Below are 26,917 nucleotides of genomic sequence, written 5' to 3'. Positions count from 1 at the left end.
CTGCGCGGCCTGCACCAACGCCTGCGCCGCCCCCACCACCTCACCCAACGCGACCTCCGGCAACGAGGCCAACGGGAACTCCCCAGCCAACATCTGAGTCATGTGCGCCGACCCCGCCAGAAACTCGGGCACCTCATGCCCCGAGGACGTCAGCTCCACCCCACGATCCACACCCCGCCCACCGGCGCCGGTCCCCTCCCCGCCGTCCCCGGCTGACGGCATACTCCCCTGATCGGGCTCCGGGACCAACGGTCCCGCGTTCGACAACCGCAACGGCCCCGTCCCGATCAACGGGACATAACGCACCCGCCCCCCACCCGCAGCCCCGGACGCAGCACCCTCCGCAGCGGCCCGTGCCCCGCTGTCCAGAATAGTCTGCTGCTCCATACGAGAAACCTAGACGCCACCACCGACAGAGCCCTCACCTGCATAAACGGAGCACAGGTCGCCTATCAGGCGGGCTGGTCAGCAGGGACGACTCGCTGGGGACGATCAGCCGTGTTCTCGGTGGATCCGCTCGATCAGCTCGATCACCGCGATGCTGTCCCGCGGATCGACCGGCGGCGGGGCGCTGGTCCCCACGGTCTGGGCCACCCCGCGGTAGAAGGCCCCGTAGTCGCCCAGCCGCAGCGGCACCCGCCGCTCGTCCTCGCCATGCAGCCCGACCAGAGCGTCGGCGTCCTGCCCGCGTCGCCCGAACCCCTCGTGCCCCGGCCGCGCGCCGGCGGCCAGCTGCTCCTCGATCGGGTCGAGGCCGTATGACGTGAAGCCGGCTTCCGAGCCCAGCACCCGGAAGCGTGGGCCGGGTTGGGGGGTGACGGCGCTCATCCACAGGTGCGAGACCGCACCGCACTCGTGCTGCAGGGCGACAAAGGTGTCATCGTCGGCACCCTGGCCGGGACGCCGGGTCAGCACCTCGGCATACGACTCCCGCACCCGGCCGAGCAGGTGGATGGCCTGGTCGATGAGGTGCGCCCCGAGGTCGTAGAGGACACCCACCCCGGTGCTCGCCTGCCCGGCCTTCCAGGCATTGGTCTCGGTCGGCTTCCAGCGCTCGAAGCGCGACTCGAGCCGGCGGACCTCACCGAGCTCCCCCGCCTCGACGAGGGCACGGAGGGTGAGGTAGTCGCCGTCCCAGCGGCGGTTCTGGAACGGGATGAGCGCGCGACCGTGACGCTCGGCGACGGCGAGCAGGTCGTGACCCTCCCGCGCGGTCACCGTCAGCGGCTTGTCGACGACGACGTGCAGCCCCGCCTCGAGGAGCGCGGTCGCCTGCTCTGCGTGCCCGGTGGGCGGGGTCGAGACGACGCCGAGCTCGATCCCGAGGTCGCCGGTGCGGGCGATCAGCGTCTCCAGGTCCGGGACGATCTCCGCCTCCGGGTGCTCGGCCCGGGCCTGCGCCGCCCGCTCCGGGTTGCCGGTGACGACGGCGGCGACCGCGAGGTCCGGGTCCGCGGCGATGAACGGGGCATGGAAGATGCGCCCGCCCAGTCCGAAGCCGACGAGTGCTGTGCGGATGGTCATGGCACCACTCTGTCAGTCAACGGACCGGGCGACGACGGCGAGCGGCGCCAGCACCAGGCGACGTGCTCGACCTGATGGCCAGCGGCCTGTCCAGCCGAGATCGCCGCCCGGCTCGTCCTGGCCGAACCGACCGTCAAGACCCACGTCGCGTCAGTGCTGAGCAAGATGGGCGTCCGCGACCGGTTGCAGGCGGTGGTGACCGCCTACGCCTCGGGCTACGTCGAGGGTGACCGCTGAGGCGAGCCGCGGCCCGCAACGCGGGGTAACCACACGACATACTGCCGACATGAGCACACAGACACCCGCCGCGGACGCGGCGCTCCCCGCGCGCCGGGCGCGCGGCCGGGATTGGGCGCCGAGGTGGGCAGTCGCGGTGGCCGTCGTGGGGATGGCCCTCGCGCTCGTCCCGCTCTGGTACGGCATCGCCCTCCTGGTCGACGCGGGCTCAGGGCCGACCGACGACGCCGACGCGATCGGCACCGCTCTCGGCCAGGTGGCGCTGTTCGCCGCGGTGGCCGTGCTGGCCATACTCGGGTGGTTCCTCGCCCGGCGAAGCTGAGCCGTGCCGGGGCCGCCGACGACACTCGCACCCGGATCGCGGCCTGTGGCGCCCGGTGGCATACCGTGGACCGGCGACCTGGCCGGGTCGCCAGGGGATGGCAGCGAGGAGATCCGATGGTCAACGTCCTGCTGGCCGGTGGCATCTCCATGGTCGTGGCGCTGCTCGGGACGCCGGCGTTCATCAGGTTCCTGATCCGCAGGGAGTACGGCCAGTTCATCCGGGACGACCTGACCCAGCATCACCACAAGCGGGGCAAGCCAACGATGGGCGGGGCGGTCATCATCGCCGCCGCGATCATCGGCTACTTCGGCTCGCGGGCGGTGCTGATGGGCATCGAGGCCAGCGGTCTGGTCGACGTCAGGCCGAGTCCGTTCACGCTCAGTGCGCTGCTCGTGCTCTTCCTGCTCGTCGGGCTGGGGCTGGTCGGCTTCTTCGACGACTACACCAAGATCTCCAAGGAGCGGAGCCTGGGGTTGACCTCGACCCAGAAGCTCATCGGCCAGACCCTGGTCACGGTCGTCTTCGCCCTGCTGGCGCTGCTGGTCAAGGACGAGCAGGGGCGGGCGCCCGCCTCGACCGCGATCTCCTTCATCCGGGACACGACCCTCGACCTGGCCTTCGCCGGCCCGGTCGTCGGGGTGATCCTGTTCCTGCTGTGGGCCAACCTGCTCATCACGGGCGCCTCGAACGGCGTGAACATCACCGACGGCCTCGACGGGCTGGCCACCGGCGCCTCCGTCATGGTGTTCGGCGCCTACACCCTCATCAGCCTGTGGCAGTTCAACCAGAACTGCGCATGGGTGCCCGGGCCCAAGTGCTACGACGTGCGCGACAGTCTTGACCTGGCGATCGTGGCCTGCGCGATCGCTGGCGCATGCTTCGGGTTCCTCTGGTGGAACGCGTCTCCGGCGCAGATCATCATGGGCGACACGGGGTCCCTCTCGTTGGGAGCAGCCCTGGCCGGGATGGCGATCCTCACCCACACCCAGCTGATGCTGCCGATCCTGGGCGCACTGTTCGTCATGATCACCATGTCGGTGATCATCCAGGTCGCCAGTTTCAAACTGACCGGGAAGCGGGTCTTCCGGATGGCACCGCTTCATCACCACTTCGAGCTGCTCGGCTGGGCCGAGGTCACCATCGTCACGCGGTTCTGGATCATCGCCGGAATCGGTGTCGCCGTCGGCCTCGCCCTGTTCTATGGCGAGTGGGCGGCTGACCTGTAGCTCGGCGCAGGCGGGACGACGATCTCTCCGTGGCGTAGGTGAACAGAGAGGGTCAGGTGCGCCTGCGCCCCGCGATGACGCCGACGCCGAGCATCCGGGAGCTCGAACGCACTCAGGCGTCAGGGTTCTTCCGTGACCACCCCGGGTAGGTCACCGAACCGCGCTGAGGCGTCTCGGCCGAGCAGCACGCGACGTGACTGGGCTGCATGTGCGGCAACGATGAGGTCGTGCGCACCTCGAGGCTGCCCGGAGCGCTTCGCGTGCGCGATGAGGCTCGCATGGTGCACTGCCGTCGCCTCTGACCGATGGTGACGCGGTTGACCGCTCGGAGGTCGTAGATAGGTACACCCGTACACCCTGCACAACAGAGCCGCTGCTGCCGGTGGACGTTTTGGCGTGGTCCGGACATGTGCGGGGTAATGGAACAGTTCGAAGGAGATTCTAATGGATGACCAGTTCCTGGACGTGATGCTGGCCCAGTCCACACCCCGCGCGGCAGCGCACGCGTCGACCGTGCGACGCGAGGTGGCCGAGATGTCGGCTGTCGCTGCCAAGATGGCCAGCATTAAGCAGCGTCGACGGCGTCGCCTCGCTGCCGGTAGCTTGGTGGCCTCGTTGGGCCTAGCCGGAGTGGGCGTAGCTGCTGCCTCCGGAGGATGGTGGGGTGGCCAGGGCGAGCCACAGGTCGTCTTGGAGGACGACACCTGTCTGGCGGGATTCCGAGTGACCGCGGACGGGGCGAGTGCCGATGAGATCGCCGCGGCCACCGATGTCCTCGAACAGCTGACCTACGAAGACCTTGATCTGGAGGCGACTGAACGCGACCTGGTCGCCTCCGGCGACTACGGGATTCCAACCCATCAGATGCGCGTGACCACAGGATCTTGAGCACCGCGGTGATCCAGGAGATCGAGGCAGGGCTTGCCGAGCGGGGCTGGGACGAGACCGGTGACTGGGGCGTGCTCGGCCACGTGGATTCCAGCGGTGAGAACAGGTGAGAGCCGCCAGCGGTTATGACGAAGACCAGTTCGCCGCCCTCGTTAAGGAAGTGGCCCCTGATCTGCTGGCCTATTTCGAACGTCGCATCACAGATCACGCAGAGGCCGCAGACCTCCTGGGAGAAACCCTGCTGGTCTTATGGCGCCGGGCTTCGGTTGCTCCCAGCGGCCAGGAGGGCGCGCGGATGTGGATGTTCGGCATCGCCCGGAACGTGCTGAGCAACTACCACCGCGGCGTGCGGCGACAGTTACGACTGGCGGATGCGCTTCGAGACGAGCTGCTGCGCACAGTACAACCTGCGCACGAGGAACACGCCGACCTTGTCGTCGAAGCCGTCCACTCCCTGCCGCCCGACCTAAGTGAACTCATTCGTTTGGTGCATTGGGATGGATTCAAAACTCGTTGAAGCAGCCGACCTCCTTGGAATCAACGCATCAACCGCCCGCAGCCGCTACAGCCGCGCACGAGCAATCCTCGCGCAGGCCCTTGCCCCTAGATTGGCTCGGTAGTCGTCTCACTCGGATGTTGTGGCGTCAGTCCCACACGCGCTGCGTAGGTCGAACGAACTCCACGTAGTAATCCAATCTCGAGCGACCGTCGGCGTCACCCATGGCGCACCAGGGAACACCCGACTCTCGGCATGAGGGCAAGACACCGCCCTTGCCCACTGACCCCCACTGACCCCAGTGATCCCTTGCAGTGCCCTCGTAACCGCACCGCACACCTCCCTGGCCACCGCCATAAGCACCCGAGAGCAGAGCTGCGTCACGTCAGCTAGTTCCTGGAATCAGCCGTCGTTCTTACAGTCTTGGCTGCATCTCGTCGACATTCGCTGCATCTCGACAGTCTCACTAGAACGTGTTTGCCATATTCGTAAACCTTGAGTAGTGCCCCTGGAACGCTACGACGATTGTGTCCGTCGGGCCATTCCTATGCTTGGCAACAATGACGTCCGCCTCGCCCTCACGGGGCGACTCCCGCTCATACATTGACTCACGGTGTAGCAGGATCACGACGTCAGCATCCTGCTCGATCGATCCACTTTCACGAAGGTCCGACATCTGGGGCTTCTTGTCTGTTCTCTGCTCCGGACCACGGTTCAGCTGCGACAGAGCGATCACGGGGACCTCGAGCTCCTTGGCAAGGAGTTTGAGGGCACGGGAGAACTCCGCGACCTCCTGCTGACGGGACTCGACTCGCTTACCCGAACTCATAAGCTGCAGGTAGTCGACGATCACGAGCTTGAGGTTGTGACGCTGCTTGAGTCGTCGGCACTTAGCCCGGATCTCCATCAATGACATGTTCGGGCTGTCGTCGATGAACAGCGGAGCGCCGTGAATGCGCCCCTGGGTCTCGGCGATCTTGGCCCAGTCCTGGTCGCGCATGGTGCCCTTGCGCATGCTCTGGAGTGGGATCTCGGACTCCGCAGAGAGGAGGCGCATCGTGATCTCGGTGCGGCTCATCTCCAGGCTGAAAACCACCGTCGCCAGTTCGTGCTTGATAGCGGCCGCCCGAGCGATGTCAAGGGCAAGGGTTGACTTGCCTACAGCTGGCCTCGCCGCGACGATCACCATCTGGCCGGGGTGCAGCCCATTGGTCAGCTCATCGAGATCGGTGAAGCCCGTCGGGACACCCAGCATCTCTCCCGAGGTGCCGGCCGCGTGCTCGATCTCGTCCATCGTCGGCTCGAGGAGCGCCGAGAGGGCGTGGTAGTCCTCACCGCCCCGCTTGTCCGCGACCCCGTAGACCTCGGCCTGGGCCAGGTTGACGATGTCGTCGACATCGCCACCGCCCTGGGCATAGCCCATCTGCACGATGCGGGTGCCGGCCTCCACGAGGCGGCGCAGGACCGCCCGCTCGGCGACGATCTCCGCGTAGTAGCTGGCGTTGGCGGCCGTCGGGACGCCGTTGATCAGCTGGTAGAGGTAGGCCGTCCCGCCGACGCGGGCCAGGTCGCCACGCTTGGTGAGCTCGTCGGAGACGGTGACCGCGTCGACTGGCTCGCCCCGGGCGTAGAGGTCAAGGACCGCCTCGTAGATCGACTCGTGGGCGGGGCGGTAGAAGTCGTGCGCCTTGAGGGTCTCCACGCAGTCGGCGATGGCATCCTTGGACAGCAGCATGCTGCCCAGCGCGCTCTGCTCCGCGGCCACGTCCTGCGGCGGAAGCCGGTCCTCCGGCGGCCCGTCCGGCACGTCGGAGTAACTCGCCTCCAGCTCACTGAGCGACATCCGGTTCCCTCTCCGGTCACTTCACACCTGCAACACCTGCCACACAACCACCCAGCACCGACAGAGCTGGTTCACGCAGCGGGGAGTCGACCGTGAGGGGTGATCGACCCACGCTATGCACCCGCAGTCTCCAGCACCAAGCGCACCTGTAGACGAAACTGGGGAGAGCTTGTGGACAACCCTGTGATCGATCCCCACAGGGTGTGCACACCCCTGTGGACAACGAACGCATTCCCGTCCGCCACCCGTCCTGACCTGCGACGACGTTGTCCACCCGGTGTGGAGACAAATAGTCTGGCCTCGCGCCTAGACTCGGCTGGTGCCGACCGACCACCGCCGGGAGATCCTCCGGCTCGCCGTCCCCGCCTTCCTGGCACTGGTGGCCGAACCACTCTTCCTGTTGGCCGACAGCGCCATCGTCGGACACCTCGGCACCTCCTCCCTGGCAGGCCTCGGAGTCGCCAGCGCCGTGCTGCTCACGGCCGCAAACATCTTCGTGTTCCTCGCCTACGGCACGACCGCCGTCGTCGCCCGTCGCACGGGTGCCCACGACCAGAGGGGAGCCCTCGCCGCGGGCATCGACGGCATCTGGTTGGCACTGCTCCTCGGGCTGGGCGCAACGGCCGTCCTCGTGGCCTTCGCCGAGCCTCTCCTACGGGTCTTCGGCGCCTCGGACGAGGCCGTCGCCGAAGGCACGACCTACCTCGCCATCAGCGCGTTCGGCATCCCCGCGATGCTCGTCGTCCTCGCGGCCACCGGGGTGCTGCGCGGGCTCCAGGACACCCGCACCCCCATGGTCGCGGCCATCGTCGGCTTCACCGCCAACGCGATCCTGTCCTTCGTCCTGGTCCACCCGGTCGGGATAGGCATCGCCGGGGCCGCCTGGGGCACGGTGATCGCCCAGGCCGGGATGGCGATCGCCCTGGGCGTCGTCGTGTTCCGCGGCGCGCGAGGGTTGGGTGTGTCCCTGCGGCTGCACGGCAAGGGCGTCCTGCAGGCAGCCGGCGGGGGCGTGCCACTGCTGGTGCGCACCCTCGCCCTGCGCGCAGTGCTCCTGCTCACCACCTGGGTCGCCGCAGGACTCGGGGAGCCCCAGCTCGCCGCCCACCAGGTCGCGATGACGGTGTGGAGCTCGCTGGCCTTCGCGCTGGACGCCCTGGCCATCGCCGGGCAGGCGATCACCGGCAAGGCACTTGGTGCCGGAGACGTCCGAGCCGTCCGCGCGGCCACGGCCACCATGGTCCGCTGGGGGGTCTGGTTCGGGGTGATCCTCACCGTGGTGATCGTGGCCCTGCACCGAGTCATCCCGCTGGGCTTCAGCACCGACCCCGAGGTGAAGGCAGCCCTGGCGGCCGCCCTGCTGGTGGTCGCTGCGGGCCAGCCGGTGGCCGGCATCGCCTTCGTCCTCGACGGCGTGCTCATCGGTGCCGGCGACGCCCGTTGGCTGGCCTTCGCGCAGACCGGGTTCCTGCTGGCGTACCTGCCGATGGTGTGGCTGCTGCAGGTCTCCGGCGTGACCGGCACGAGCGGCCTGGTCTGGTTGTGGGCGGCCTTCGGGGTGTTCATGGCGGTCCGCGCCGCCGGCCTCCACTGGCGGGCCCGCGGGGAGGACTGGCTGGTGACCGGCGTCACCCGCTGACGCGGGGTGGGGATTGGCGCCGTCCGGAGGGGCGGTCGGACGAGCCGCAGTCAGACGCAGCGCCGGTCAGCAGGACGGGCGACCTCAGGAGAGGGGTCGCTCGCCGTCCTCGTCGAACGTGCCGCTGTGATCCTCGTCGTGGAACCCGGAGCCCGCAGAGATCTCGTCGGCGTCCGCACCGCCCGGGCCTCCGTCGCGCCCGCCCTCACCCTGGACTGGCATCCCCGCGGCCTCGGCCGCCGCCACGTGGTCGCTGGAGGGCCCGAGGTGGATGTCCGACGGTGCGACCTGCCCGGTCCGGAAGCCGGCGCGACCCACCATGTGGGCCCCGACAGGGATGGTCAGCATCTGGAAGATCCCGACCAGCAGCAGCATGCCGATGTGCAGGCCGCCCTCCTTGCTCAGCGCGACCCCGCACAGCACGAGCAGCACCCCCAGCACCTGGGGCTTGGTCGCGGCGTGCATCCTGGTCAGCAGGTCGTTGAAGCGCAGCAGGCCGATCGCGGCGGTCAGGCACAGCACCGCGCCGGCCAGGATCAGCACGAGGCCGATGCTGTCGGTGATCAGGTCCCAGTCCCAGCCCGTCACGGCCACTCCTCCTCGACCTCTTCGGGCTCGTCGAAGTCGACCGGGTAGTCGCGGTCCCGCGCCACGAAGCGCGCCACCGCCACCGAGCCCATGAAGCCGATGAGCGACAGCGTGATGAGCAGCGGCATGGTGCTCTTGCCCTCGACCAGCGCGGTCTGCGCCCCCAGCGCGCACACCACGATGGAGACCAGCACGTCGCTGCCGACCACCCGGTCCAGCACGCTGGGGCCGGTCACGATCCGCGCCACGGTCAGCAGCGCGGCAGCCACCAGGAGTATGCCGATCGCCCACGTCATGATCTCGACGTAGCTCATCCTCCGGTCACCTCCCGTCGCCGCCGCGGGTTGAGCACGGCGTCCGGATCGGGGTCGAAGGCCCGCAGCACGCGGGCCTCCTGGGCCAGCACGCGGTGCCGGATCGCCTCAGCCTGCTGACGCGTGGTCACGTCCAGCAGGTGAAGCGTGAGGATCCGGCGCTCGCCGTCCAGGTCGATCACCACGGTGCCGGGCACCAGGGCCACCATCTCGGCGGTGATCGTCTGGAACAGGTCGTTGTCCGAACGCAGCCGCAGGTCCACCACGACGCCGTGCACGACCGGCCCCGGCCGCACGGCCAGCCAGGCGACCTGGATCGAGGCCGTGGCCATGTCCCAGAGGAACCGGACCGAGAGGATGACGAAGGCGATCGGGCGGAAGTGCACACCGAGCGTCACCGACGGCAGCGGGAACACCAGCTGCACGAAGAACGCCACGAGCAGGCCTGCGACGATGTTGCCCACGGTCACCTCGCCCATGAGCAGCACCCACACGGTGGTGAGCATCAGGAGCGGGGCCACGCTGACGCCACGCAGTGCCCGCGTCACTGTCGCCACTCCCCGAGCACGGCCAGCAGGTAGGGCTCCCGCAGCACCAGGTCCAGCGACGCGCGGTCGGTGATCTCGAAGAGCGGCCCGGCGACCAGCGTCAGACCCAGCCCGAAGGCCACCAGGGCCATCGTCGGCATCACCACGCCGGCACCCATCGCGCGGCCGCTGCCGGAGCGGGCCGGGGTGTAGGTCATCCCCTCCTCGACCTGCGGCGGCGACCCCCAGAACGCCCGCCCCCAGATCCGGGCCACGGCATACAGGGTCAGCAGGCTCGTGACGACCGACCCGACGACCAACGTCATACTCAGCCAGGTCCCCTGCTCCACGCCGGCCTGCATGAGGCCCACCTTGCCCAGGAAACCGGAGAACGGTGGGATGCCGGCCAGGTTCATGGCGGGGACGAAGAAGAGTATGCCGAGGAGCGGGCTGATCCTGGCCAGCCCACCCAGGTGCGAGGAGGCCGTGGTCCCCCCGACCCGCTCCACCAGGCCGGTCACCAGGAACAGCGTGGTCTGGATGGTGATGTGGTGCAGCACGTAGAAGATCGCGGCGGACACCCCGGCGGAGCTGCCGACGGAGATGCCGAACAGCAGGTAGCCGATGTGGCTGACCAGGGTGAAGGACAGCATCCGCTTGATGTCGTCCTGGGTGACCGCGCCGAGGATGCCGACGATCATCGTCAGCAGGGCCGCCCACATCAGCAAGGTGTTGAGGGTGCCGTCGGGGAAGAGCAGCGTCTGGGTGCGGATCAGCGCGTAGATACCGACCTTGGTGAGCAGGCCGGCGAAGACCGCCGTGACCGGTGCCGGCGCCGTCGGGTAGGAGTCCGGCAGCCAGCCCGACATCGGGAAGACGGCCGCCTTGACGCAGAAGCCCAGGATCAGCAGCACGTGCAGCACGACGGAGGTGTCGTGCGGGATCGTCTCCAGCCGGGTCGCCAGGATCGCCAGGTTGACCGTGCCCGTCGCGGCGTAGATCATCGCGATGGCCAGCAGGAACAGCATCGAGGACAGCAGGCTGACGAAGACATAGGTCACCCCGGCCCGCACCCGGGCCTCGGTGCCGCCGAGGGTCAGCAGCACGAAGCTGGCGGCCAGCAGCATCTCGAAGCCGACATACATGTGGAACAGGTCGCCAGAGATGAACGTCGTGGAGACGCCGGCGGAGAGCACCAGGATCGTGGGGTGGAACACCGGCAGCGGGGCGTGCCCGTCGCTCTCGTTGTCGAAGGAGGAGCGGCCCTGGCCGATGGAGTAGCGCAGCACGGCCATGGTGACGACGGTGGAGACGATCACCATGAGCGCGGAGAGCCGGTCCACGATCAGCACGATGCCGTCCGTCGGCGCCCAGCCGCCGACGTGCACGACCTGCGGCCCGCGCTGGTCCGCGGCGAACAACAGGACCACCGAGATGATGAGCACGGCGGTGAGCACCGACATACTGGCCAGGCGTTGCACCCGGGTGCGGCCGACCGCCGCCAGGTTGATCCCGGCGCCCACCAGGGGCAGCACCACCAGCAGCGGCACCATCCAGGAGAACTCGTTCATCCGTCGTCCTCCTCGGCGAACTCCGCGGCGATCAGGTCGGCGTCGTCCTCGGAGTCGCTGGCCATGTCGTTCTCCTCGGCCCGCCGGTGGATCCGGGCCGACTCCTCGTCGTCCTCGAGCAGGTCGTCGCGTCCCAGCTGCCAGGCGCGGTGCGCCAGGGAGAGCACAAAGGCGGTGAGCGCCAGGGTGATCACGATGGCGGTCAGCACCAGCGCCTGCGGGATCGGGTCACTGATGGCGCCGCCGTCTCCCTCGCCGAGGATCGGCACCTCGCCCGCCGGCCCGGAGGCCACCAGGTAGAGGACGTTGATGCCGTTGCTCATCAGCAGGAAGCCGACGAGGGCCCGGACGATGGACCGCGCCAGCAGCAGGTAGACCCCGGTGCCGAGCATCGTCGCCGCCACCAGGATGAGCGTGAGGTTGGGCGTCATCCGGCCTCCTCCTTGGCGATCTGGTCATCCAGCGCGGAGCCGAGGCTGCGCAGGATGTCGAGCATCAGGCCGACCACGACGAGGTAGACGCCGATGTCGAACAGGAGGGAGGTGACCAGGTGGACGTCACCGATCAGCGGCACGGGGATGTCCACGATCCAGGTGCGCAGCGGCGGCTCGCCGAAGAACATCGGCAGGATGGCCGACGCCGCCGCGAGGAAGAGCCCGCCGCCCAGCAGCAGACCGGGCATGACGGGGAGCGCCACGCGCAGCTCGTAGCCCCGGCCGGCCAGGTAGCGCAGCGTGAGCGCCAGGCCGGCGACCAGACCGGCCGCGAACCCACCGCCGGGGGCGTTGTGCCCGCTGAACAGCAGGTAGACCGACCAGAGCATGATCGTGTGGAAGACGATGCGGGTGACCACCTCGAAGATGGTCGAGCGTCGCTGCGGGTCCTGCTCCTGGGTCGCGGCGATCCAGCGCTGGGCGCCGTTGTCGGAGGTCACGGTGGTCCGGTTGCGCCAGGACTGGCGCAGTGCCCGGCGCGCCCGGACGACGGCGTCCTGCTTGAGGAAGATCAGGCTCGTGACACCCGTCGCGGCGGCCAGCACCACGGACAGCTCGCCCATGGTGTCCCACGCACGCACGTCGACCAGGATGACGTTGACGATGTTGTTGCCGCCGCCATAGTCCTTGGCCGTCTCGAGCAGGCCGATGGCCGAGGGTTCCTGGGACCGGACCGCGGTCGCGGTGAGGGTGACACCGGTGACGACCAGGCCGACGGCCACGCCCAGCACGGCGCGCAGCCGCCGGGTGAGCACGCTGGGGTCGTCGGGGAAGCGACCGGACAGCCGCCGCAGCACGAGCACGAAGACCACCAGCGTCACGGTCTCGACCAGGACCTGGGTCAGCGCCAGGTCGGGCGCGCCGTGCAGCAGGAACAGCATGGCGGTGCCGTAGCCGGTCACGCTGACCAGGAACACCGCCCGCAGGCGTCGACGCGCACGGGTGCACGCGACGGCGGCCGCCACGGTGACCACGCCGACGCCGACCTGTCCCGGATGATCAAACCACCGGATGCCCTCGGGCCAGGTCGAGCCGCGCACCATGGCGATGGTCGGGAGCGTCACGGTGACCAGCAGGATGATCGCCAGCAGCGTCGGCAGGGACCCGCGCTGGAAACCGCCGGTGACCTCCAGGGCCAGCCGGTCGAGCCCGCGGACCAGCTGCTGGTAGGTGCGGGCGGCGTCGACCGGGAAGTGCAGCCTGCGCTGCAGCGCGGCGACCCGGCCGCTGGCCAGGAACAGCAGCGCACCCAGGATCCAGATCACGACCGACAGCAGCAGGGCGGGCGTGATCCCGGCCCACAGCACGAGGTGCGCCGGATGATCCCCCACGGGATAGACACCGGTGTAGCGGGCCAGGGCGCCCTCCAGCGCGGGTGCCAGCACGCCCAGCACGAGACCACCGAGGCCGAGGACGCCCGGCACGGCGACCAGGAGCCACCGGGGACGGTGCACCACGGTGGTGACCTGACCGGCGTCGCCCGCGAGCTGTGGGTCCTTGCGTGCGAAGGCGCCCCACACGAAGCGTGCGGTGTAGCCGAAGGTGATGATGGAGCCGACGGCGACGGCCAGCAGCATCAGCCCGTCGAAGGTCCAGAGGCCACCCTCGGGCTCCATCAGCGAGTGCAGCGCCGCCTCCTTGCCGGCGAAGCCCAGCACCGGCGGCAGCCCGGCCATGGACAGGGCGGCGAGGATGGCGGCTCCGGCGAGCCACGGCATACTGCGGCCGATGCCCGAGAGGCGGCGGACGTCCCGGGTGCCGGTCGCGTGCTCCAGCGTGCCGACGGTGAGGAACAGGCAGGACTTGAAGAGCGAGTGGGCGAGCAGCACGCCGAGCCCGGCCAGGATGGTGCCGTGGGTGCCGTAGCCGACCAGCAGGGTGATGAAGCCCAGCTGACTGATCGTGCCGTAGGCCAGGAGCAGCTTCAGGTCGTACTGGCGCAACGACCGGTAACCGCCGACGATGAGGGTCGCGCCGCCCAGGGCGACCACGGTGTAGCGCCAGGCCGGCAGGTCGGCATACGCCGGCGCGAAGCGGGCCACCAGGTAGACGCCGGCCTTGACCATCGCCGCGGCGTGCAGGTAGGCGCTGACCGGGGTCGGGGCCGCCATCGCACCGGGCAGCCAGAAGTGGAAGGGGACCAGGGCCGACTTGCTGATCGCGCCGACCAGCACCAGCACGACACCACCGGTGATCCACGGGCCGGAGCCGGGGTCCGCGAGGATCTCGCTGATCAGGTAGGTGCCCTGGGTCTGCCCGATCATGATGATGCCGACGAGCATCGCCAGCCCGCCGAAGGTGGTGACGATCAGGGCCTGTTTGGCGGCGGCGACGCTGGCCTTGCTCGTGATCACGTAGCCGATGAGCAGGTAGGACAGGATCGTCGTGAGCTCCCAGAACACGTAGAGCAGGAGCATGTCGTCGGTCGTGACCAGGCCGAGCATCGCGCCGGCGAACGCCGTGAGAGACCCCGCGAAGAGGCCCAGGCCCTTGCTGCGGTCCCGGTCCTCGAAGTAGTGGGCGCAATAGAGCAGGACGAGCGCCCCGACAGCCGAGACGATGAGTGTCATCAGCCAGGCGAGGGTGTCCATCCGGAAGGTCAGCGACAGGTTCAGCGGAGGGACCCACAGGAAGGTCTCCACCGGCGGCGAGGCCGAGTCGACCTGGGGGAACTGCCACGCCGCGTAGCCCGCCGTGACCGCGGGGACGGCCGCCAGCGGCACGAAGGCTCGGGTCCCCAGGAAGCGCACCAGCGTCGGCGCGAGGAGGGCCGCGACCGCGTGCGCGACGACCAGTGCGAGCAAGCGGGCCTCCTCGGATGTCGGGCGGTGTAGCCGAGGCCCGGGTCAGTGGGTGCCCTCGACCCACGATCCGCTGGGCGGAAGGGGGTGTGGAGTCTCGGCCTACTTTACCGGGTCACGCGTGCACTCCGTCGAGCCACCTGCACGGTCTCCGGCGCCGCCGCTGATCCGGCCCGCACGCCGCCCCAGCCAGCTCGCTCGCCACCTCACCGCTAGTCCGAGAATGGACTGGACGGGATCGACGCAGGGGATGGCGGGCCGACGCGGGAGCGAAGGGGCCGGACACGCGCAAGGGGCTGCCCGGGATCTCTCCCGGACAGCCCCTGCGGTGCTGCCGAGCAGCGGTGGTGCGTGCTGCGGTCGTGCGTTGGTCGTGCTGGTGGCTCAGGCCTCCTGCACCACGACGGTGATGTCGGCGGCGACATCGTCGTGGAGGCGGACGTGGGCCTGGTGCTCGCCGACGTTGCGGATCGGGGCCGGGACCTCGATGCGGCGCTTGTCGACCTGCGGGCCGCCGGCGGCGACGATCGCCTCGGCGATGTCGCCCGCCGTGACGGCGCCGAACAGGCGTCCGCCCTGGCCCGCACGGGCCGAGACGGTCACGGCAGAGCCCTCGAGGCTCGCCTTGGCCGCCTTGGCCTCGTCCTCGGACTTGTGGGACCGGGCCTCGCGGCCGGCGATGATCGCGTCGACCTGCTTCTGACCGCCCTTGGTCCAGGCGGTGCCGAGCTTGCGAGGCAGCAGGTAGTTGCGGGCGTAGCCGTCCTTGACGTCGACGACGTCACCGGCCACACCGAGGCCGGAGACCGGCTGGGTGAGAATGAGCTTCATCAACTTCTCCTTGTCCTGGTGCTCAGCGCGCCGAGCTGGAGTACGGCAGCAGGGCCATCTCGCGGGCGTTCTTGACCGCGGTGGCGATGCGGCGCTGCTCCTGGACGGAGACACCGGTCACCCGACGGGCGCGGATCTTGCCGCGGTCGGAGATGAACTTGCGCAGCAGCGCGGTGTCCTTGTAGTCGATCGACTCGATCTTGGCGGCCTTGAGAGGGTTCGCCTTCTTCTTGGGCTTGCGCACAACGGGCTTGGCCATCGTGGTGCTCTCCATTCTGTGAGAGCCCGAGGGTTCACCTCGGGATGGGGTGTTTCTGGGGCGCGCGGGAGCTCCCGCGCGCTGTACTTGAGGTCAGGGGGTGATCAGAACGGGGGCTCGTCGTAGGACGGGCTGTTCCAACCGCCACCCTGCTGACCACCGGAGTTGCCACCGGTGGCCCACGGGTCGGTCTCGGACTGGCCGGCCTGGCCCGCGGCAGCGGGCTGCTGGCCACCCTGGGGAGCTGCAGGCTGCTGCCCACCCTGCTGGCCGCCATACTGCTGGCCGCCCTGGGCACCACCCTGCTGGCCGCCGCCCCAGCCACCGCCGCCACCGCCGCCGCGCTGGGCCTTGGTGACCTTGGCGGTCGCGTACTTCAGCGACGGGCCGATCTCGTCGGCCTGCATCTCCATGACGGTCCGCTTCTCACCCTCGGGGGTGTCCCACGAACGGGAGACGAGGCGGCCGGTCACGACGACGCGGGTGCCGCGAGTGAGCGACTCGGCGACGTTCTCGGCCGCCTCCCGCCAGATCGAGCACCGCATGAACAGCGTCTCGCCGTCCTTCCAGTCGTTGGTCTGCCGGTCGAACTGCCGGGGCGTGGAGGCCACGGTGAAGTTCGCGACGGCGGCACCGGAGGGGGTGAAGCGCAGCTCGGGGTCGGCGGTCAGGTTGCCGACAATCGTGATCGGGGTTTCGCCAGCCATGTCTGAGTCCTTTGCTGTGGGGAGTCGGTCAGGCGCCGACGCGCATCAGCTTGGTGCGCAGAACGGTCTCGTTCAGGCCCAGCTGACGGTCGAGCTCCTGTGCGGTGGCCGACGACGCGGTCAGGTTGACCACGGCGTAGATGCCCTCAGACTGCTTCTTGATCTCGTAGGCCAGACGGCGACGTCCCCAGATGTCGAGGTTGTCGACGGTGCCACCTTCCTTGGTGACAACGGCAAGCAGCTTCTCCAGCGTCGGCTGGAGGTTCCGCTCGTCGGACTCCGGATCGAGGATGATCATGAGTTCGTACTGACGCATGCGTGAACCCACCTCCTTCGGTCTCAGCGGTCACGGTCTCTCCGTGACAGGAGGGTTGCATTCGTCCCACCGCTTCGTGCTGGTCCCCACCCTGCCAGACCGGACCGACACCCGCAGGGCGCGATCCACAGGCAGGCGAGAGCCAGCCGTCGGCGGTGAACCCGTCCACGATACCGAGCCGGCAGCACCCCTGCCTAATCCGCGAAGTCGGCTGGGCAGCACCCCTGCCTAATCCGCGCGGCCGGGCTCCTGGCCGAGCGCCACCTCGAGCCAGCGCTCGATCATCGGCTCCAGCTGCTCGGGCACCTCGAGCTGGTGGAAGTGGCCGGCCCCGACCGTGCGACCGAGGGTGAGCAGCGCCCGGTCCGGCACGAGGCGGTCCAGGTCACGCTCCGCGGTCGCCGCGTGGATGATCAGCGCCGGTGAGGCGAGCGCTCCCAGGGCCCGGGCGCCGTCGAAGGTCGCCATCGCGTTGGCCCCGCCGGCGGCCACGACCGGGTGGGCCGAGGCCATCAGCTCCACGACCGGGGTGTAGTCGGCACGATCGGTCTCCAGCACCAGCGACCGCGCGAACGCCCTGCGCAGGTCGCCGCTGTGGTCCCGGGCGACCGGCTCGACCTGGGCGGCCCAGTAGGCCTTGCCCTTGGCGGTGGCGATGGGGGCCGGGTCGAGCAGCACCGCACCTGCGGGGTGCCACCGCGGCAGTATGCCGGGTGCGCCGGCGGGTGCGAGCGTGGCCAGGGCCACCAGGGCACCGAGGCTGTGCCCGACCACGACCGGGTGCCGCAGGTCCGCGGCCTCGCAGACGGCCAGGACGTCGGCGGCGAACTCCTCGATGGTGGTGGCCACCCCGCCGACGGCTGGCTCCGCCCCGTGGTCGGCCCGCCGCACGCCGGTGCCCACCGACCCGTCCTCGTCGAACTCCTGGCTCCGCCCGTGGCCCCTCAGGTCCATCGTGACCACGCGGTGGGTGCGCTCCAGCCGCTCCCGCAGCGGAGCCAGGTTGGACCGGTCGCAGCACCAGCCGTGGACCAGCACCAGGTCTCTGGTGCGGGGCGCGCGGGGCCCCGACACGGCATACGAGATGTGGTGATCCGCGGTGACGTGCCCCTGCTGACTCATGGTCGGACATCCTGCCACCGGGGCCTGACGCCGCACACAACGGCGGGTGCGGGGGTGTCCAATAACACACGCTAACTGGCGAGTAACCACTCGGGCCGACGGTAGCCTCGGTGACGTTGTGCGAACTACTCGAGGGACTTGATGATGCGTATCTCCGTGATCGGGACCGGCTATCTGGGAGCGGTCCACGCCGCCGGCATGGCCGAGCTCGGCTTCGACGTGGTCGGTGTCGACGTCGACGCGGCCAAGGTGGAGCTGCTGAGCCAGGCCAGGATGCCGTTCTACGAGCCGGACTTCGAGCCGCTGCTGGAGAAGCACGTCGGCAAGGGGCTGCGGTTCACGACCGACATGTCCGAGATCGCCGACGCTGACGTCCACTTCATCTGTGTCGGGACGCCGCAGCGCAAGAACAGCCTCGCGGCGGACATGTCCTACGTGGACTCCTCCCTGGACGCGATGATCCCGTTCCTCAAGGACGGGTCTCTCGTGGTGGGCAAGTCAACCGTCCCCGTCGGCACCGCCGAGCGGCTCATGGAGCGGATCGAGGTCGCCACGCCGGAGAGCGTGTCGGTCGAGCTGGCGTGGAACCCCGAGTTCCTCCGCGAGGGCTTCGCCGTGCAGGACACGCTGCACCCGGACCGTCTCGTCCTCGGGGTCAACGGTGACAACGCCGAGAGCATCCTGCGCGAGGTCTATGCCCACACGATCACGCAGGACCAGACCCCCGTCGTGGTCACCGACCTTCCGACCGCCGAGCTGGTCAAGGTGGCCGCGAACTCGTTCCTGGCGACCAAGATCTCCTTCATCAACGCGATGTCCGAGATCTGCGACGTCGCCGGGGCCGACGTGACCGCGCTGGCCGACGCGATCGGCTACGACGACCGGATCGGGCGCAAGTTCCTCAACGCGGGCGTCGGTTTCGGCGGCGGCTGCCTGCCCAAGGACATCCGGGCCTTCAGCGCCCGCGCGGCCGAGCTGGGCGCCGGTCAGTCGGTCGCCTTCCTCAACGAGATGGACGCCATCAACATCCGGCGTCGCGAGCACGTCGTCAACCTGGTGCGCGAGCACCTCGGTGCCCTGCTCGGGCGCCGCGTCGCCGTGCTCGGGGCCGCGTTCAAGCCCAACTCGGACGACGTCCGTGACTCGCCGGCGCTGTCGATCGCGGGCCAGCTGCACCTGGCCGGAGCGCAGGTCAGCGTCTACGACCCCAAGGCGATGCCCAACGCGACGAAGATCTTCCCGACGCTGAACTACGCCGACTCCGCGACCGAGGCCATCCAGGACGCCGAGGCGGTCCTCCACCTCACCGAGTGGCCCGAGTTCCGCGAGCTCGACCCCACGCAGGTCGGCGAGTTGGTCGCCAACAAGCTGGTCATCGACGGGCGCAACCTGCTCGACCGCGAGGCCTACCGCCAGGCCGGCTGGACCTACGTCGGCCTCGGCCGCCCCTGACGCGTTCGGGTCCCTCTTACCGCAATCGGCTGGAGACCCGCACCCCGAGCCAGCCGTCGCCAACCGGCTCGCCAGGACCCACGTTGTGGGATTCGGTCCCTCTGAGGGACCAAACCCCACGCAACCGCTCCGCTCCCCGTGGCCGCGGTAGGTGCTTGCCCGCTCCTCGTGGCCGCAGTAGGTGCCGTGGCTACAACGCCGGTCAGGGGGCAGCGGCAGCGTCCTCGAGGGCGGCGATGAACACGGGGGCGACCTTCTCCCAGTCGTAGCCGTCGGCGGCGGCGCGGTGGCCAGCGGCGCCGAGCTCGCGGGCACGGTCCGGGTCCCGGTGCAGGAGGAGCACCGCGTCGACGGCGGCCGCGACGTCGCCGAACGGGACCAGGAACCCGGCGCCCGTCCGCTCAAGCAGGTCGGCCGGGACCGGCAGCGGGGTGGAGATGGCGGGGACGCCGTGCGCGAGGTACTCGATCACCTTGGTCGGCATCGAGTGCCGGAAGTTGGCCTCGTCGTGCAGCAGGGACAGGCCGGCCAGGGCACCGTCGAGCATCGGGAGCGCTCGGTCGCTGGGCACGAACCCGTGCCAGACCACGACGCCCTCCTTGACGGCCGCCCGCATGAGGTCAACGGCCTCCCCGTGCGCCGGACCGATGACGTGCACCTGGACCAGGCCGTTGGTGGCGGCCTGCACGTGCCGACCGACCTCGATGAGCTCGCGTGCGCCCCGCTCGACCGTCAGGCTGCCCAGGTAGACCACCCGCTGGCGCCCGTCCCCGTCGGGTCGGCCCGGGGGCACCGTCTCCGACGGAACCCAGGTCGTGTTGGGGACGACCGGGTGGTTCTGACGGAACCGATCGGCATACTCGTGCTCGGCGAGCAGGAGGGGCACGCGGTCCTCCGCCCATCGCTCCAGCCGACCCACGCCCCACGCGGCCGGCGAGCGCAGCAGGTCGGGCACCCAGGGACGCACCTGCAGGGCGGCCGCGGTGTCCTCGTGCACGTCCCACACGACGGGCGGCAGGTTGCGCAGCGGGCGCATCGCCAGGAGCAGCTCGGGGTCGTGGAGCAGCACCACGTCGTGGGCGGGAGCCCTGTCGCGCAGCAGGGTGCGCGCGGCGAACAGGGCGGTGAGGCGTTGACGCCCCGAGGACCGGGGCACCTCGACCGGCGTCAGACCTGGTATGCCGACGGGCCGGGTCAGTCCGTAGTCCGCGAACGGTGCGGCGTAGGTCACCTGCCACCCCGCCTCGAGCAGGGACTCGATCTGGCGGTGCCGGATGCGCGCGTCGTCGGGGTGGTGGACGACGGTCACGACCAGGACGCGGCGCACCGGACTCACCACCCGCCCTCCGGCTCGTAGCGGCGCAGCAGGTCGCGGGCCGCTTCCAGGCCCTGCTCCTCGATGACCCGGTGCACCTCGGCGTAGCGCTCTCGCCAGATGTGCCGGTGCTGGCCGTACTTGCGGGTGTAGAGACCGGCCACCGGGTAGGGCTTGCCGTCGGCCAGCAGCCGGCCCCGGTCGATCCACAGCGCCCGGTCGCACATCGAGGCGATCGCGCCGGGGTTGTGGCTGACCAGGAAGACGGTGCCGGCCTGCTCGCGGATCTGGGTGATCCGCTCGTTGGCGCGCTCGCGGAACTGCGCGTCGCCGGTGGACAGGGCCTCGTCGACCACGAGGATGTCCGGCACGACACAGGTCGAGATGGCGAAGCGCAGGCGCGCGGCCATCCCCGAGGAGTACGAGCTCATCGGCAGGTCGATGAAGTCGCCGATGTCAGCGAACGCCACGATGTCGTCGAACTTCTCGCGGATCTCCTCGGGCGTCAGGCCCATCGCCAGGGCACCGATCCAGATGTTGCGCCGACCGCTCAGTCTGGCCATCAGGACCGCGTTGACGCCGAGCAGGGCGGCACGCCCGTTGATCCACAGCTGGCCGGAGGTCGGCGGCACCAGGCCGGCGATGGTCCGCAGCAGCGTGGACTTGCCCGAGCCGTTGCTGCCCAGGACGCCGATCGACTCCCCGCGGTAGGCGACGAACGAGACGTCCTTGACGGCCTCGACCTCGCGCACCCCCACCCCCTGCGAGCCGCGCCGCACCAGCCGGCGGATGGCGCTCGTCTCGTCGTCGGTGTCGAAGGTCTCCTCGGCGCGCCCGGGGCTGAAGACGCGGTAGGTGATGCTGACGTGGGAGGCCACGACCGAGGGCACCCGCTCGTCCACCGCGGTGGCAGCAACGGGGTCCAGTTCACGCTCGGCCATAGGTCCCCTCCCCCCGCCAGAAGAAGATGAAGCCCACGATGAACAGGCCGAAGGACCAGGCCAGGGCGATCGCCCAGGTCTCCCAGCGCACGGGATACTCCGCCATCATCGGCTCCCGCACCAGCGTCAGGGCGACCGCGACCGGCTGGTACTCCAGGATGTGCCCGACCCACTCGGGCGGGTTGTCGAACCGTTCGATCGAGGCCTCGATGCTGAAGAACACCCCGGAGACGTAGCGCAGCAGCCGGGTGATCAGCGGCATCAGGTTGGCGGCGTCCCGGACGGTGTGCACGATCCGCGACCCGATGAGGGCGAAGCCCAGGCACATCACGAGCACCACGAGGAGCGCGACGGGGAAGAGCAACCACTCGAGCGTGACCGGCTCCCCGCTGACCAGGGCGATGATCACCAGGACCACGAAGGCCGGGCCGGCCGAGACGAAGTGGGCCAGCGTCACGGTGAGGGGCAGGATGACCCGCGGGAAGGTCAGCGACCGGATCATCTTCAGCTTGCTCAGCAGCACCTTGGTGCCGGAGGCCAGCGCCAGGCTGATCGGGATGAAGACGAACAGCCCGATGGTCAGGAAGCTGACGAAGTTGTCGATCCCGCCCCGGGTGCCGATGAGCACCCCGAAGATCAGGTAGTAGGAGATGCCCAGCAGGATCGGGTTGAGGATCGACCACAGCCAGCCCAGGTGGTTGTCCTGGTTCTCGGCGACGAACTCGCCCTTGGCCATCGCCCACATCAGGTGGCGATAGCCCCAGAGGTCGCGCAGGTACGCCCCGAGGCCAGGGCGCACCCCGGCCTGGGTCAGTCCGTATCGGGCGGCCAACGCCGCTGCATCCGCGGCCGGCAGGTGCGGCGGTGAATACTGCGGGTCGGGCCCGATGTCGGTCACAGCCGGCTGACCCGCTCGCTGTCGGCGACCTTGCCGCGCGTGTCCAGGAAGCGGTTGGCGCCGGCGGCGAGGGCGTCGAGGTCGTACTCCCGGTGGTTCTGGACCAGGACCGACAGGTCGGCCTCGGCCACCGCAGCCACCGGGTCCTCCACACGGGTGACCGAGTCACCCAGGGCACCCCAGGACTGCACGTGCGGGTCGTGGAAGAGCACCGTGGCACCCTTGGCGACCAGCTGCTTGGCCAGCGGCACCGCCGGGCTCTCCCGCTGGTCGGCGATGTTCGGCTTATAGGTCACGCCCAGCAGCAGCACGGTCGAGCCGCGCAGCGCCTTGCCGTCCTCGTTGAGCTGGTCCTGGATCCGCGAGACCACGTAGGCCGGCATCCCGGAGTTGATCTCCTGCGCCAGCTCCACGAACCGGAACGGGTAGCCCAGCCGGGCCCGCACGTTGTGCGACAGGTAGTTCGGGTCGATCGGGATGCAGTGCCCACCCACCCCCGGACCGGGATAGAACGCCTGGAACCCGAACGGCTTGGACTTGGCCGCGTCGATGACGTCCCACAGGTCGATGCCCAGCTCGTGACAGAACCGCGCCATCTCATTGACCAGGGCGATATTGATGTGCCGGTAGGTGTTCTCCAGCAGCTTGGCCGTCTCGGCCTCCCGGGTCCCCTTCGCCCGCACGATCGTGTCCACGAACCGGCCGTAGAACTCCGCCGCGGCCTCGGTGCACTCCGGGGTCTGACCACCCACGACCTTCGGGGTGTTCTTCGCCCCGAACTTCTCGTTGCCCGGGTCGATCCGCTCCGGGGAGAACGCCAGGTGGAAGTCCCGGCCCACCACCAGACCACCGGCCTCCAGCTTGGGCCGCACCACCTCATCGGTCGTGCCCGGATAGGTCGTGGACTCCAGGATGACCAGCATCCCCGGCTGCAGGTTGCGGGCCACCGCATCGACCGCGCCCTCCACCGCACGCAGGTCCGGGCCACCCTCATCCGACAACGGGGTCGGCACACAGATCACAGCAACCTTGGCCGCGGCGATCTCCGACTCATCGGTCGTAGCCCGAAAGCCCCCACCGATCATCTCGGCGATGTCGGCGTCCGAGAGGTCATCGACGTGCGACCTCCCCGCGTTGAGGTCGTCGACCACACCCTGGTTGATGTCGTACCCCAGAATGGTCAGACCTGCTCTGGTGGCCTCCTGGGCCAACGGCAGACCAACGTATCCCAGGCCGATGATGACGGCGTCTACGGCCACGAAGTGCTCCTCGGTGTTGTGGTCTGTTCTCCGGATGGTAGGGCGCCCTCGGCCCACCCCGGTGGCGGGTGCTCGGCTCGGCGGCTTCCCGGCCACGGCCGGAGGTGCACGGCAGCATATCGCAGCACCCTCTGCGGAATCGGGTTCCCGGACGTCGCTCCCCAGCGCCCACGCGGGCGAATGTATTCCATCTCACGCGCTCAGCGGGTCCCGGGAGGGGTCCCGAGCGCGTGGCAGGATTGGGGCACCATGAGCCTCACCAACCGCGACGTGGACGTCCTGATCGTCTCCGACCTGCGCTTCCCCGGCGGCACCTCACACAGCGTCGCGGCCGAGATCGAGGCCCTCCACGGCGCGGGCTACCGGGTCGGCCTGGTCCACCTCAACGGGCCGCTCGTCGCGCGGGTCACCCCCGTCAACCCCACCCTCGCCGGACTCGTCCGGGCCGGTGCCGCCGACCTCCTCATCGGACGGGCCCCGGTCAGCGCCCGGCTCGTGGTCTTCCGCCACCCCGGGGTGCTGCAGGCCGCGGCCGACCAGCTCCCGCCGCTCACCGCCGACCGCGGCGTGATCCTGGCCAACGCCGGCCCGCGGGACACCAAGGGACGGACCGTGTATGACGTGGGGCTGGCCGACCGCGCCGCTCGCGAACACCTAGGGCGGGCACCGCTCTGGGCGCCGATCGGGCCACTGGTCAGGGACGAGATCCGCGACGTCGTGCCCGACGGCCGGCTCATGGAGCAGGACTGGGTCAACATCATCGACGTCGCGGCGTGGGCGCCCCCGGAGCCGCGGGAGGAGTGGGCCGGCGACCGTCCGGTGATCGGCCGACACAGCCGTGCCTCGAGCCAGAAGTGGCCCCGCGACGCCGCCACGCTCAAGGCGGTCTATCCCGTCGACGGCTCCTGGGACGTGCGCATCCTCGGCGGCGCCGACCCGGTGGAGCGGCCGCTGCGCGGGATCCCGAAGGCCTGGACGGTCACCGAGTTCGGCGAGCTGAGCCCCCGCACCTTCCTGCACGGCCTGGACTTCTTCGTCTACTACCACGACCCCCGGTGGGTGGAGGCCTTCGGCCGCACCATCCTGGAGGCGCTGGCCGCCGGGACGGTCGCGGTCCTCCCCCCGCACTTCGAGCGCCTCTTCGGCGAGGCCGCGGTCTATGCCGAGCCCGAGCGCGTGCGCGAGGTGGTCGAGGGGTTGCGGGCGGACCGCGCGCAGTATGTCGCGCAGCGGGACCGCGCGCGGGCGCTGGTCCGCGAGCGCTTCAGCTATCAGGCGCACGTGGACCGCGTCGCCGCGCTGATCGGCCCCCCCACCCATTCGTGGGGAGATTCTGCACGCCCCGCGCGCATTCTTGGAGAGGATCGGTACACCGGGCGACGTCCCGGCGGCCCCCGCATCCTGCTGATGTCCAGCAACGGCGCGGGCATGGGGCACCTGACCCGCCTCTTCTCCTACGCCACCCGCCTCGAGGAGGGCGTGCAGGCGCACGTCGTGTCGCTGTCGCAGGCGGCGCCGCTGGCCGGGCGGCTGGGACTGACCTATGAGTACCTGCCGAGCGCCAAGGCTCTGGGCATGCCGCCCGGGAGGTGGCGGCCGGTCTTCCAGGACCGGGTGGGCGACGCGATCAACCGCTTCGACCCCGACGTCGTCGTCTTCGACGGGACCTGGCCCTACGGCGGGATGGAGGAGATCCGGGCGGCGCACCCCGAGGCGCACTGGACCTGGTCGCGGCGCGGGATGTGGCGTGAGGCGCGCAACTCCGAGCAGCTGGCCAAGGCCGCCTGGTTCGACAGCGTCCTGGAGCCCGGCGACCTAGCTGCGGCCTACGACCGCGGCGCGACGGCCACCGCCGAGGCGCACCGGGTCGGCCCGGTCACGCTGCTGGACGCCGAGGACCTGGAGCCACGGGAGGCGGCGCGCGCCGCGCTCGGGCTGCCCGCGGACGGTCCGCTGGCGCTGGTGTCCCTGGGGGCCGGCAACATCAACGACACCACCTCGCAGGTCGGGGCCGCGATCCACGCGCTGACGGGACTAGGGGTGGGGGTCTGCGTCACGGTCCCGGACATCGCGTCCGCGGGGGCGGCCGCGGGCGAGGACATCCACCTGGTGCGCGACTACCCGCTGTCCCGGCGCTACGCGGCCTTCGACGTCGTGGTCAGCGCGGCCGGCTACAACTCCTTCCACGAGCTGCTCCGGATGGGCGTGCCGACCCTGTTCGTGCCCAACACCGAGACCTCGCTGGACGACCAGGAGGCCCGCGCCCGGTTCGCGGCCGACCAGGGGTGGGCCGCTGCGTTGCCGCAGCTGAGTGTGGAGACCGCGACCCCGCTGCTGGAGGAGCTGCTGGACCGCGGAGGCAGTATGGCGGAGCTCGCCCAGGCGGCCGACCCCGGCAACGGCGCGCTCGCCGCGGCACAGTTCCTCACCGAGCAGGCAGGGAGGCGGTCCTGATGGCGCATCCGTTCACCCCCCGGACAGCGAGGCGGTCCTGATGGCGCAGCAGAAGGGCAACGGAATGTCCGCCGAGCGGCTCGCCCTGGCCGTGGTCCGTCGCGCCCGGCGGGTGCCGCAGGCCGAGGCCACGGCCATGAGGGTGGCGACCGCGCTGCGCGGCAACCAGCTGGCCCGCACGGCGGTGTCCCGAGCCTTCGACATGGACCTGGAGGGCATCGGCGGCACCGTCTTCATCGACGGCGGCACCCTGCTCGCCGGGCAGGGCCTCGACAACGTGCCCGTCGTCATACTCTCCCTGGTCGGCACCCCCGCCGACCTGGTGCCCGAGCGGCTCGAGGAGATCGGGCAGGAGCAGCTGCTCACCGCCGGGTTCCGCCCGGTGCTGGTTGTCGACGGCGACCACTTCGGCGCCGTCCGACGATATGGCTGGCCGGTCGAGCTGGTGCTCAGCCGGGAGCAGTGGGAGGCGCAGGAGCACGTGCGTGACGACGCGGGGTGGGACGCCTACCAGGTGCGGCGGCTGCAGGAGATCCGGCGCAACTACCGCGCGGCCGCGCTGCTGGAGTTCGGGCCGGAGCACACGTGGACGCTGACCTACCTGCGCAGTCTGGGGCCAGCCACGCACTGAGACCAGGCTCGTGGTGCACGGGTCCGGCCGCGAAGGGCAGCAGCCCCCAAAGCAGCCCCGCACGGTAGGCAGTCCGCGGCGAGGGGTCCCGACCCACGTTGAGTGATTTGGTCCCCATAGGGGACCAAAGTGGCTCTTCCCAAACGAGGGTGTAGCGGTGGTGTGATCGGCGGCGGGTCGCTGCGGGGGTGAGGGTCGAGGTCTTCCGATGATGGGAGTTCTCACACAGCCCTCGATCTGGAAGACCTCGACGTGCCTG

27 protein-coding genes are annotated in these 26,917 nt (G+C 69.9%); 9 read left to right on the top strand and 18 right to left on the bottom strand.

Annotated elements, in window-relative coordinates; all coding sequences use genetic code 11:
* Nucleotides 1–387: hypothetical protein (locus tag MWU75_RS19445; protein ID WP_247094089.1), on the bottom strand; the 387-nt coding region annotated here is incomplete at its 3' end.
* A gap of 105 nt (nucleotides 388–492) precedes the next feature.
* Nucleotides 493–1,524 carry a Gfo/Idh/MocA family oxidoreductase gene (locus MWU75_RS19440; protein ID WP_247094087.1) on the bottom strand — a complete coding sequence of 344 codons (1,032 nt, stop codon included), beginning with the start codon at nucleotides 1,522–1,524 and terminating at the stop codon, nucleotides 493–495.
* A gap of 99 nt (nucleotides 1,525–1,623) precedes the next feature.
* Here MWU75_RS19440 and MWU75_RS19435 point away from each other — a divergent pair, with 99 nt between their 5' ends.
* The 5 genes from MWU75_RS19435 (at nucleotide 1,624) to MWU75_RS19415 (ending at nucleotide 4,717) form a co-directional block, all read left to right on the top strand.
* Nucleotides 1,624–1,761 carry a LuxR C-terminal-related transcriptional regulator gene (locus tag MWU75_RS19435; RefSeq protein ID WP_348647818.1) on the top strand — a complete coding sequence of 46 codons (138 nt, stop codon included), beginning with the start codon at nucleotides 1,624–1,626 and terminating at the stop codon, nucleotides 1,759–1,761.
* Between the two features lie 49 nt (nucleotides 1,762–1,810).
* Entirely contained in the window at nucleotides 1,811–2,083 is a 273-nt protein-coding gene (locus MWU75_RS19430) for a hypothetical protein (protein ID WP_247094084.1), read from the top strand.
* Nucleotides 2,084–2,199: 116 nt separating this feature from the next.
* Nucleotides 2,200–3,312, top strand: a complete 1,113-nt coding sequence (gene mraY / locus MWU75_RS19425; RefSeq protein ID WP_247094082.1) for a phospho-N-acetylmuramoyl-pentapeptide-transferase — start codon at nucleotides 2,200–2,202, stop codon at nucleotides 3,310–3,312.
* A 444-nt stretch (nucleotides 3,313–3,756) separates the two neighbouring features.
* On the top strand, nucleotides 3,757–4,200 hold the full coding sequence (locus tag MWU75_RS19420; RefSeq protein ID WP_247094080.1) for a hypothetical protein: 444 nt from the start codon (nucleotides 3,757–3,759) through the stop codon (nucleotides 4,198–4,200).
* A 106-nt stretch (nucleotides 4,201–4,306) separates the two neighbouring features.
* Nucleotides 4,307–4,717, top strand: a complete 411-nt coding sequence (locus tag MWU75_RS19415; protein ID WP_247094078.1) for a sigma-70 family RNA polymerase sigma factor — start codon at nucleotides 4,307–4,309, stop codon at nucleotides 4,715–4,717.
* A gap of 445 nt (nucleotides 4,718–5,162) precedes the next feature.
* Here the strand turns inward: MWU75_RS19415 and dnaB are convergent, their stop codons facing one another.
* Nucleotides 5,163–6,539 (bottom strand): replicative DNA helicase, encoded by a 1,377-nt coding sequence (dnaB, locus tag MWU75_RS19410; protein ID WP_247094076.1) that lies wholly within the window; start codon nucleotides 6,537–6,539, stop codon nucleotides 5,163–5,165.
* Nucleotides 6,540–6,858: 319 nt separating this feature from the next.
* Between dnaB and MWU75_RS19405 the strand changes: the two genes are divergently transcribed.
* The gene (locus MWU75_RS19405; RefSeq protein ID WP_247094074.1) at nucleotides 6,859–8,178 is read left to right on the top strand and encodes an MATE family efflux transporter; all 1,320 of its coding nucleotides are present in this window, start codon (nucleotides 6,859–6,861) and stop codon (nucleotides 8,176–8,178) included.
* Nucleotides 8,179–8,262: 84 nt separating this feature from the next.
* Here MWU75_RS19405 and mnhG read toward each other — a convergent pair whose 3' ends face one another.
* From mnhG to MWU75_RS19350, 11 genes are all read right to left on the bottom strand, one after another.
* Nucleotides 8,263–8,766: a monovalent cation/H(+) antiporter subunit G gene (mnhG, locus tag MWU75_RS19400; protein WP_247094072.1), complete on the bottom strand. Its 504-nt coding sequence runs from the start codon at nucleotides 8,764–8,766 to the stop codon at nucleotides 8,263–8,265.
* The gene (locus MWU75_RS19395) at nucleotides 8,763–9,080 is read right to left on the bottom strand and encodes a monovalent cation/H+ antiporter complex subunit F (RefSeq protein ID WP_247094070.1); all 318 of its coding nucleotides are present in this window, start codon (nucleotides 9,078–9,080) and stop codon (nucleotides 8,763–8,765) included. Before MWU75_RS19395 ends, mnhG begins: the two co-directional genes overlap by 4 nt.
* On the bottom strand, nucleotides 9,077–9,637 hold the full coding sequence (locus tag MWU75_RS19390; protein WP_247094067.1) for a Na+/H+ antiporter subunit E: 561 nt from the start codon (nucleotides 9,635–9,637) through the stop codon (nucleotides 9,077–9,079). The genes MWU75_RS19395 and MWU75_RS19390 overlap by 4 nt, the downstream gene beginning before the upstream one ends.
* Entirely contained in the window at nucleotides 9,625–11,178 is a 1,554-nt protein-coding gene (locus MWU75_RS19385; protein WP_247094066.1) for a Na+/H+ antiporter subunit D, read from the bottom strand. The genes MWU75_RS19390 and MWU75_RS19385 overlap by 13 nt, the downstream gene beginning before the upstream one ends.
* The gene (locus tag MWU75_RS19380; protein ID WP_247094064.1) at nucleotides 11,175–11,609 is read right to left on the bottom strand and encodes a Na(+)/H(+) antiporter subunit C; all 435 of its coding nucleotides are present in this window, start codon (nucleotides 11,607–11,609) and stop codon (nucleotides 11,175–11,177) included. The genes MWU75_RS19385 and MWU75_RS19380 overlap by 4 nt, the downstream gene beginning before the upstream one ends.
* Nucleotides 11,606–14,476 carry a Na+/H+ antiporter subunit A gene (locus tag MWU75_RS19375; RefSeq protein ID WP_247094062.1) on the bottom strand — a complete coding sequence of 957 codons (2,871 nt, stop codon included), beginning with the start codon at nucleotides 14,474–14,476 and terminating at the stop codon, nucleotides 11,606–11,608. Before MWU75_RS19375 ends, MWU75_RS19380 begins: the two co-directional genes overlap by 4 nt.
* Before the next feature lie 381 nt (nucleotides 14,477–14,857).
* The gene (gene rplI / locus MWU75_RS19370) at nucleotides 14,858–15,304 is read right to left on the bottom strand and encodes a 50S ribosomal protein L9 (protein WP_247094060.1); all 447 of its coding nucleotides are present in this window, start codon (nucleotides 15,302–15,304) and stop codon (nucleotides 14,858–14,860) included.
* A gap of 22 nt (nucleotides 15,305–15,326) precedes the next feature.
* Nucleotides 15,327–15,563: a 30S ribosomal protein S18 gene (gene rpsR, locus MWU75_RS19365; protein ID WP_109472877.1), complete on the bottom strand. Its 237-nt coding sequence runs from the start codon at nucleotides 15,561–15,563 to the stop codon at nucleotides 15,327–15,329.
* 104 nt (nucleotides 15,564–15,667) lie between these two features.
* The gene (locus MWU75_RS19360; RefSeq protein WP_247094058.1) at nucleotides 15,668–16,270 is read right to left on the bottom strand and encodes a single-stranded DNA-binding protein; all 603 of its coding nucleotides are present in this window, start codon (nucleotides 16,268–16,270) and stop codon (nucleotides 15,668–15,670) included.
* Between the two features lie 28 nt (nucleotides 16,271–16,298).
* Complete coding sequence (gene rpsF, locus MWU75_RS19355) at nucleotides 16,299–16,586, bottom strand: 30S ribosomal protein S6 (protein WP_247094056.1); 288 nt, start codon at nucleotides 16,584–16,586, stop codon at nucleotides 16,299–16,301.
* Between the two features lie 228 nt (nucleotides 16,587–16,814).
* Complete coding sequence (locus MWU75_RS19350; protein ID WP_247094054.1) at nucleotides 16,815–17,708, bottom strand: alpha/beta hydrolase; 894 nt, start codon at nucleotides 17,706–17,708, stop codon at nucleotides 16,815–16,817.
* A 144-nt stretch (nucleotides 17,709–17,852) separates the two neighbouring features.
* Between MWU75_RS19350 and MWU75_RS19345 the strand changes: the two genes are divergently transcribed.
* Nucleotides 17,853–19,160, top strand: coding sequence for a UDP-glucose/GDP-mannose dehydrogenase family protein (locus MWU75_RS19345; RefSeq protein WP_247094052.1), 1,308 nt, complete (start codon nucleotides 17,853–17,855; stop codon nucleotides 19,158–19,160).
* Between the two features lie 202 nt (nucleotides 19,161–19,362).
* Here MWU75_RS19345 and MWU75_RS19340 read toward each other — a convergent pair whose 3' ends face one another.
* From MWU75_RS19340 to MWU75_RS19325, 4 genes are read right to left on the bottom strand one after another with little or no spacing between them, the layout of a single operon-like run.
* Nucleotides 19,363–20,496 carry a glycosyltransferase gene (locus MWU75_RS19340; protein WP_247094050.1) on the bottom strand — a complete coding sequence of 378 codons (1,134 nt, stop codon included), beginning with the start codon at nucleotides 20,494–20,496 and terminating at the stop codon, nucleotides 19,363–19,365.
* Entirely contained in the window at nucleotides 20,493–21,416 is a 924-nt protein-coding gene (locus tag MWU75_RS19335) for an ABC transporter ATP-binding protein (RefSeq protein ID WP_247094048.1), read from the bottom strand. Before MWU75_RS19335 ends, MWU75_RS19340 begins: the two co-directional genes overlap by 4 nt.
* Nucleotides 21,403–22,314, bottom strand: coding sequence for an ABC transporter permease (locus MWU75_RS19330; protein ID WP_247094046.1), 912 nt, complete (start codon nucleotides 22,312–22,314; stop codon nucleotides 21,403–21,405). Before MWU75_RS19330 ends, MWU75_RS19335 begins: the two co-directional genes overlap by 14 nt.
* A complete protein-coding gene (locus MWU75_RS19325) occupies nucleotides 22,311–23,573 on the bottom strand; it encodes a nucleotide sugar dehydrogenase (protein WP_247094044.1) in 1,263 nt (420 codons plus the stop codon). The genes MWU75_RS19330 and MWU75_RS19325 overlap by 4 nt, the downstream gene beginning before the upstream one ends.
* 249 nt (nucleotides 23,574–23,822) lie before the next feature.
* Between MWU75_RS19325 and MWU75_RS19320 the strand changes: the two genes are divergently transcribed.
* Both MWU75_RS19320 and MWU75_RS19315 read left to right on the top strand, forming a co-directional pair.
* A complete protein-coding gene (locus tag MWU75_RS19320; protein WP_247094042.1) occupies nucleotides 23,823–26,027 on the top strand; it encodes a glycosyltransferase in 2,205 nt (734 codons plus the stop codon).
* A gap of 40 nt (nucleotides 26,028–26,067) precedes the next feature.
* A complete protein-coding gene (locus MWU75_RS19315; protein WP_247094039.1) occupies nucleotides 26,068–26,658 on the top strand; it encodes a hypothetical protein in 591 nt (196 codons plus the stop codon).
* Nucleotides 26,659–26,917: the final 259 nt, after the last annotated feature.

The organism is Ornithinimicrobium sp. F0845 (assembly GCF_023015765.1).
Classification (GTDB): domain Bacteria; phylum Actinomycetota; class Actinomycetes; order Actinomycetales; family Dermatophilaceae; genus Ornithinicoccus.
This window is presented reverse-complemented; position numbering and strand designations above follow the sequence as displayed.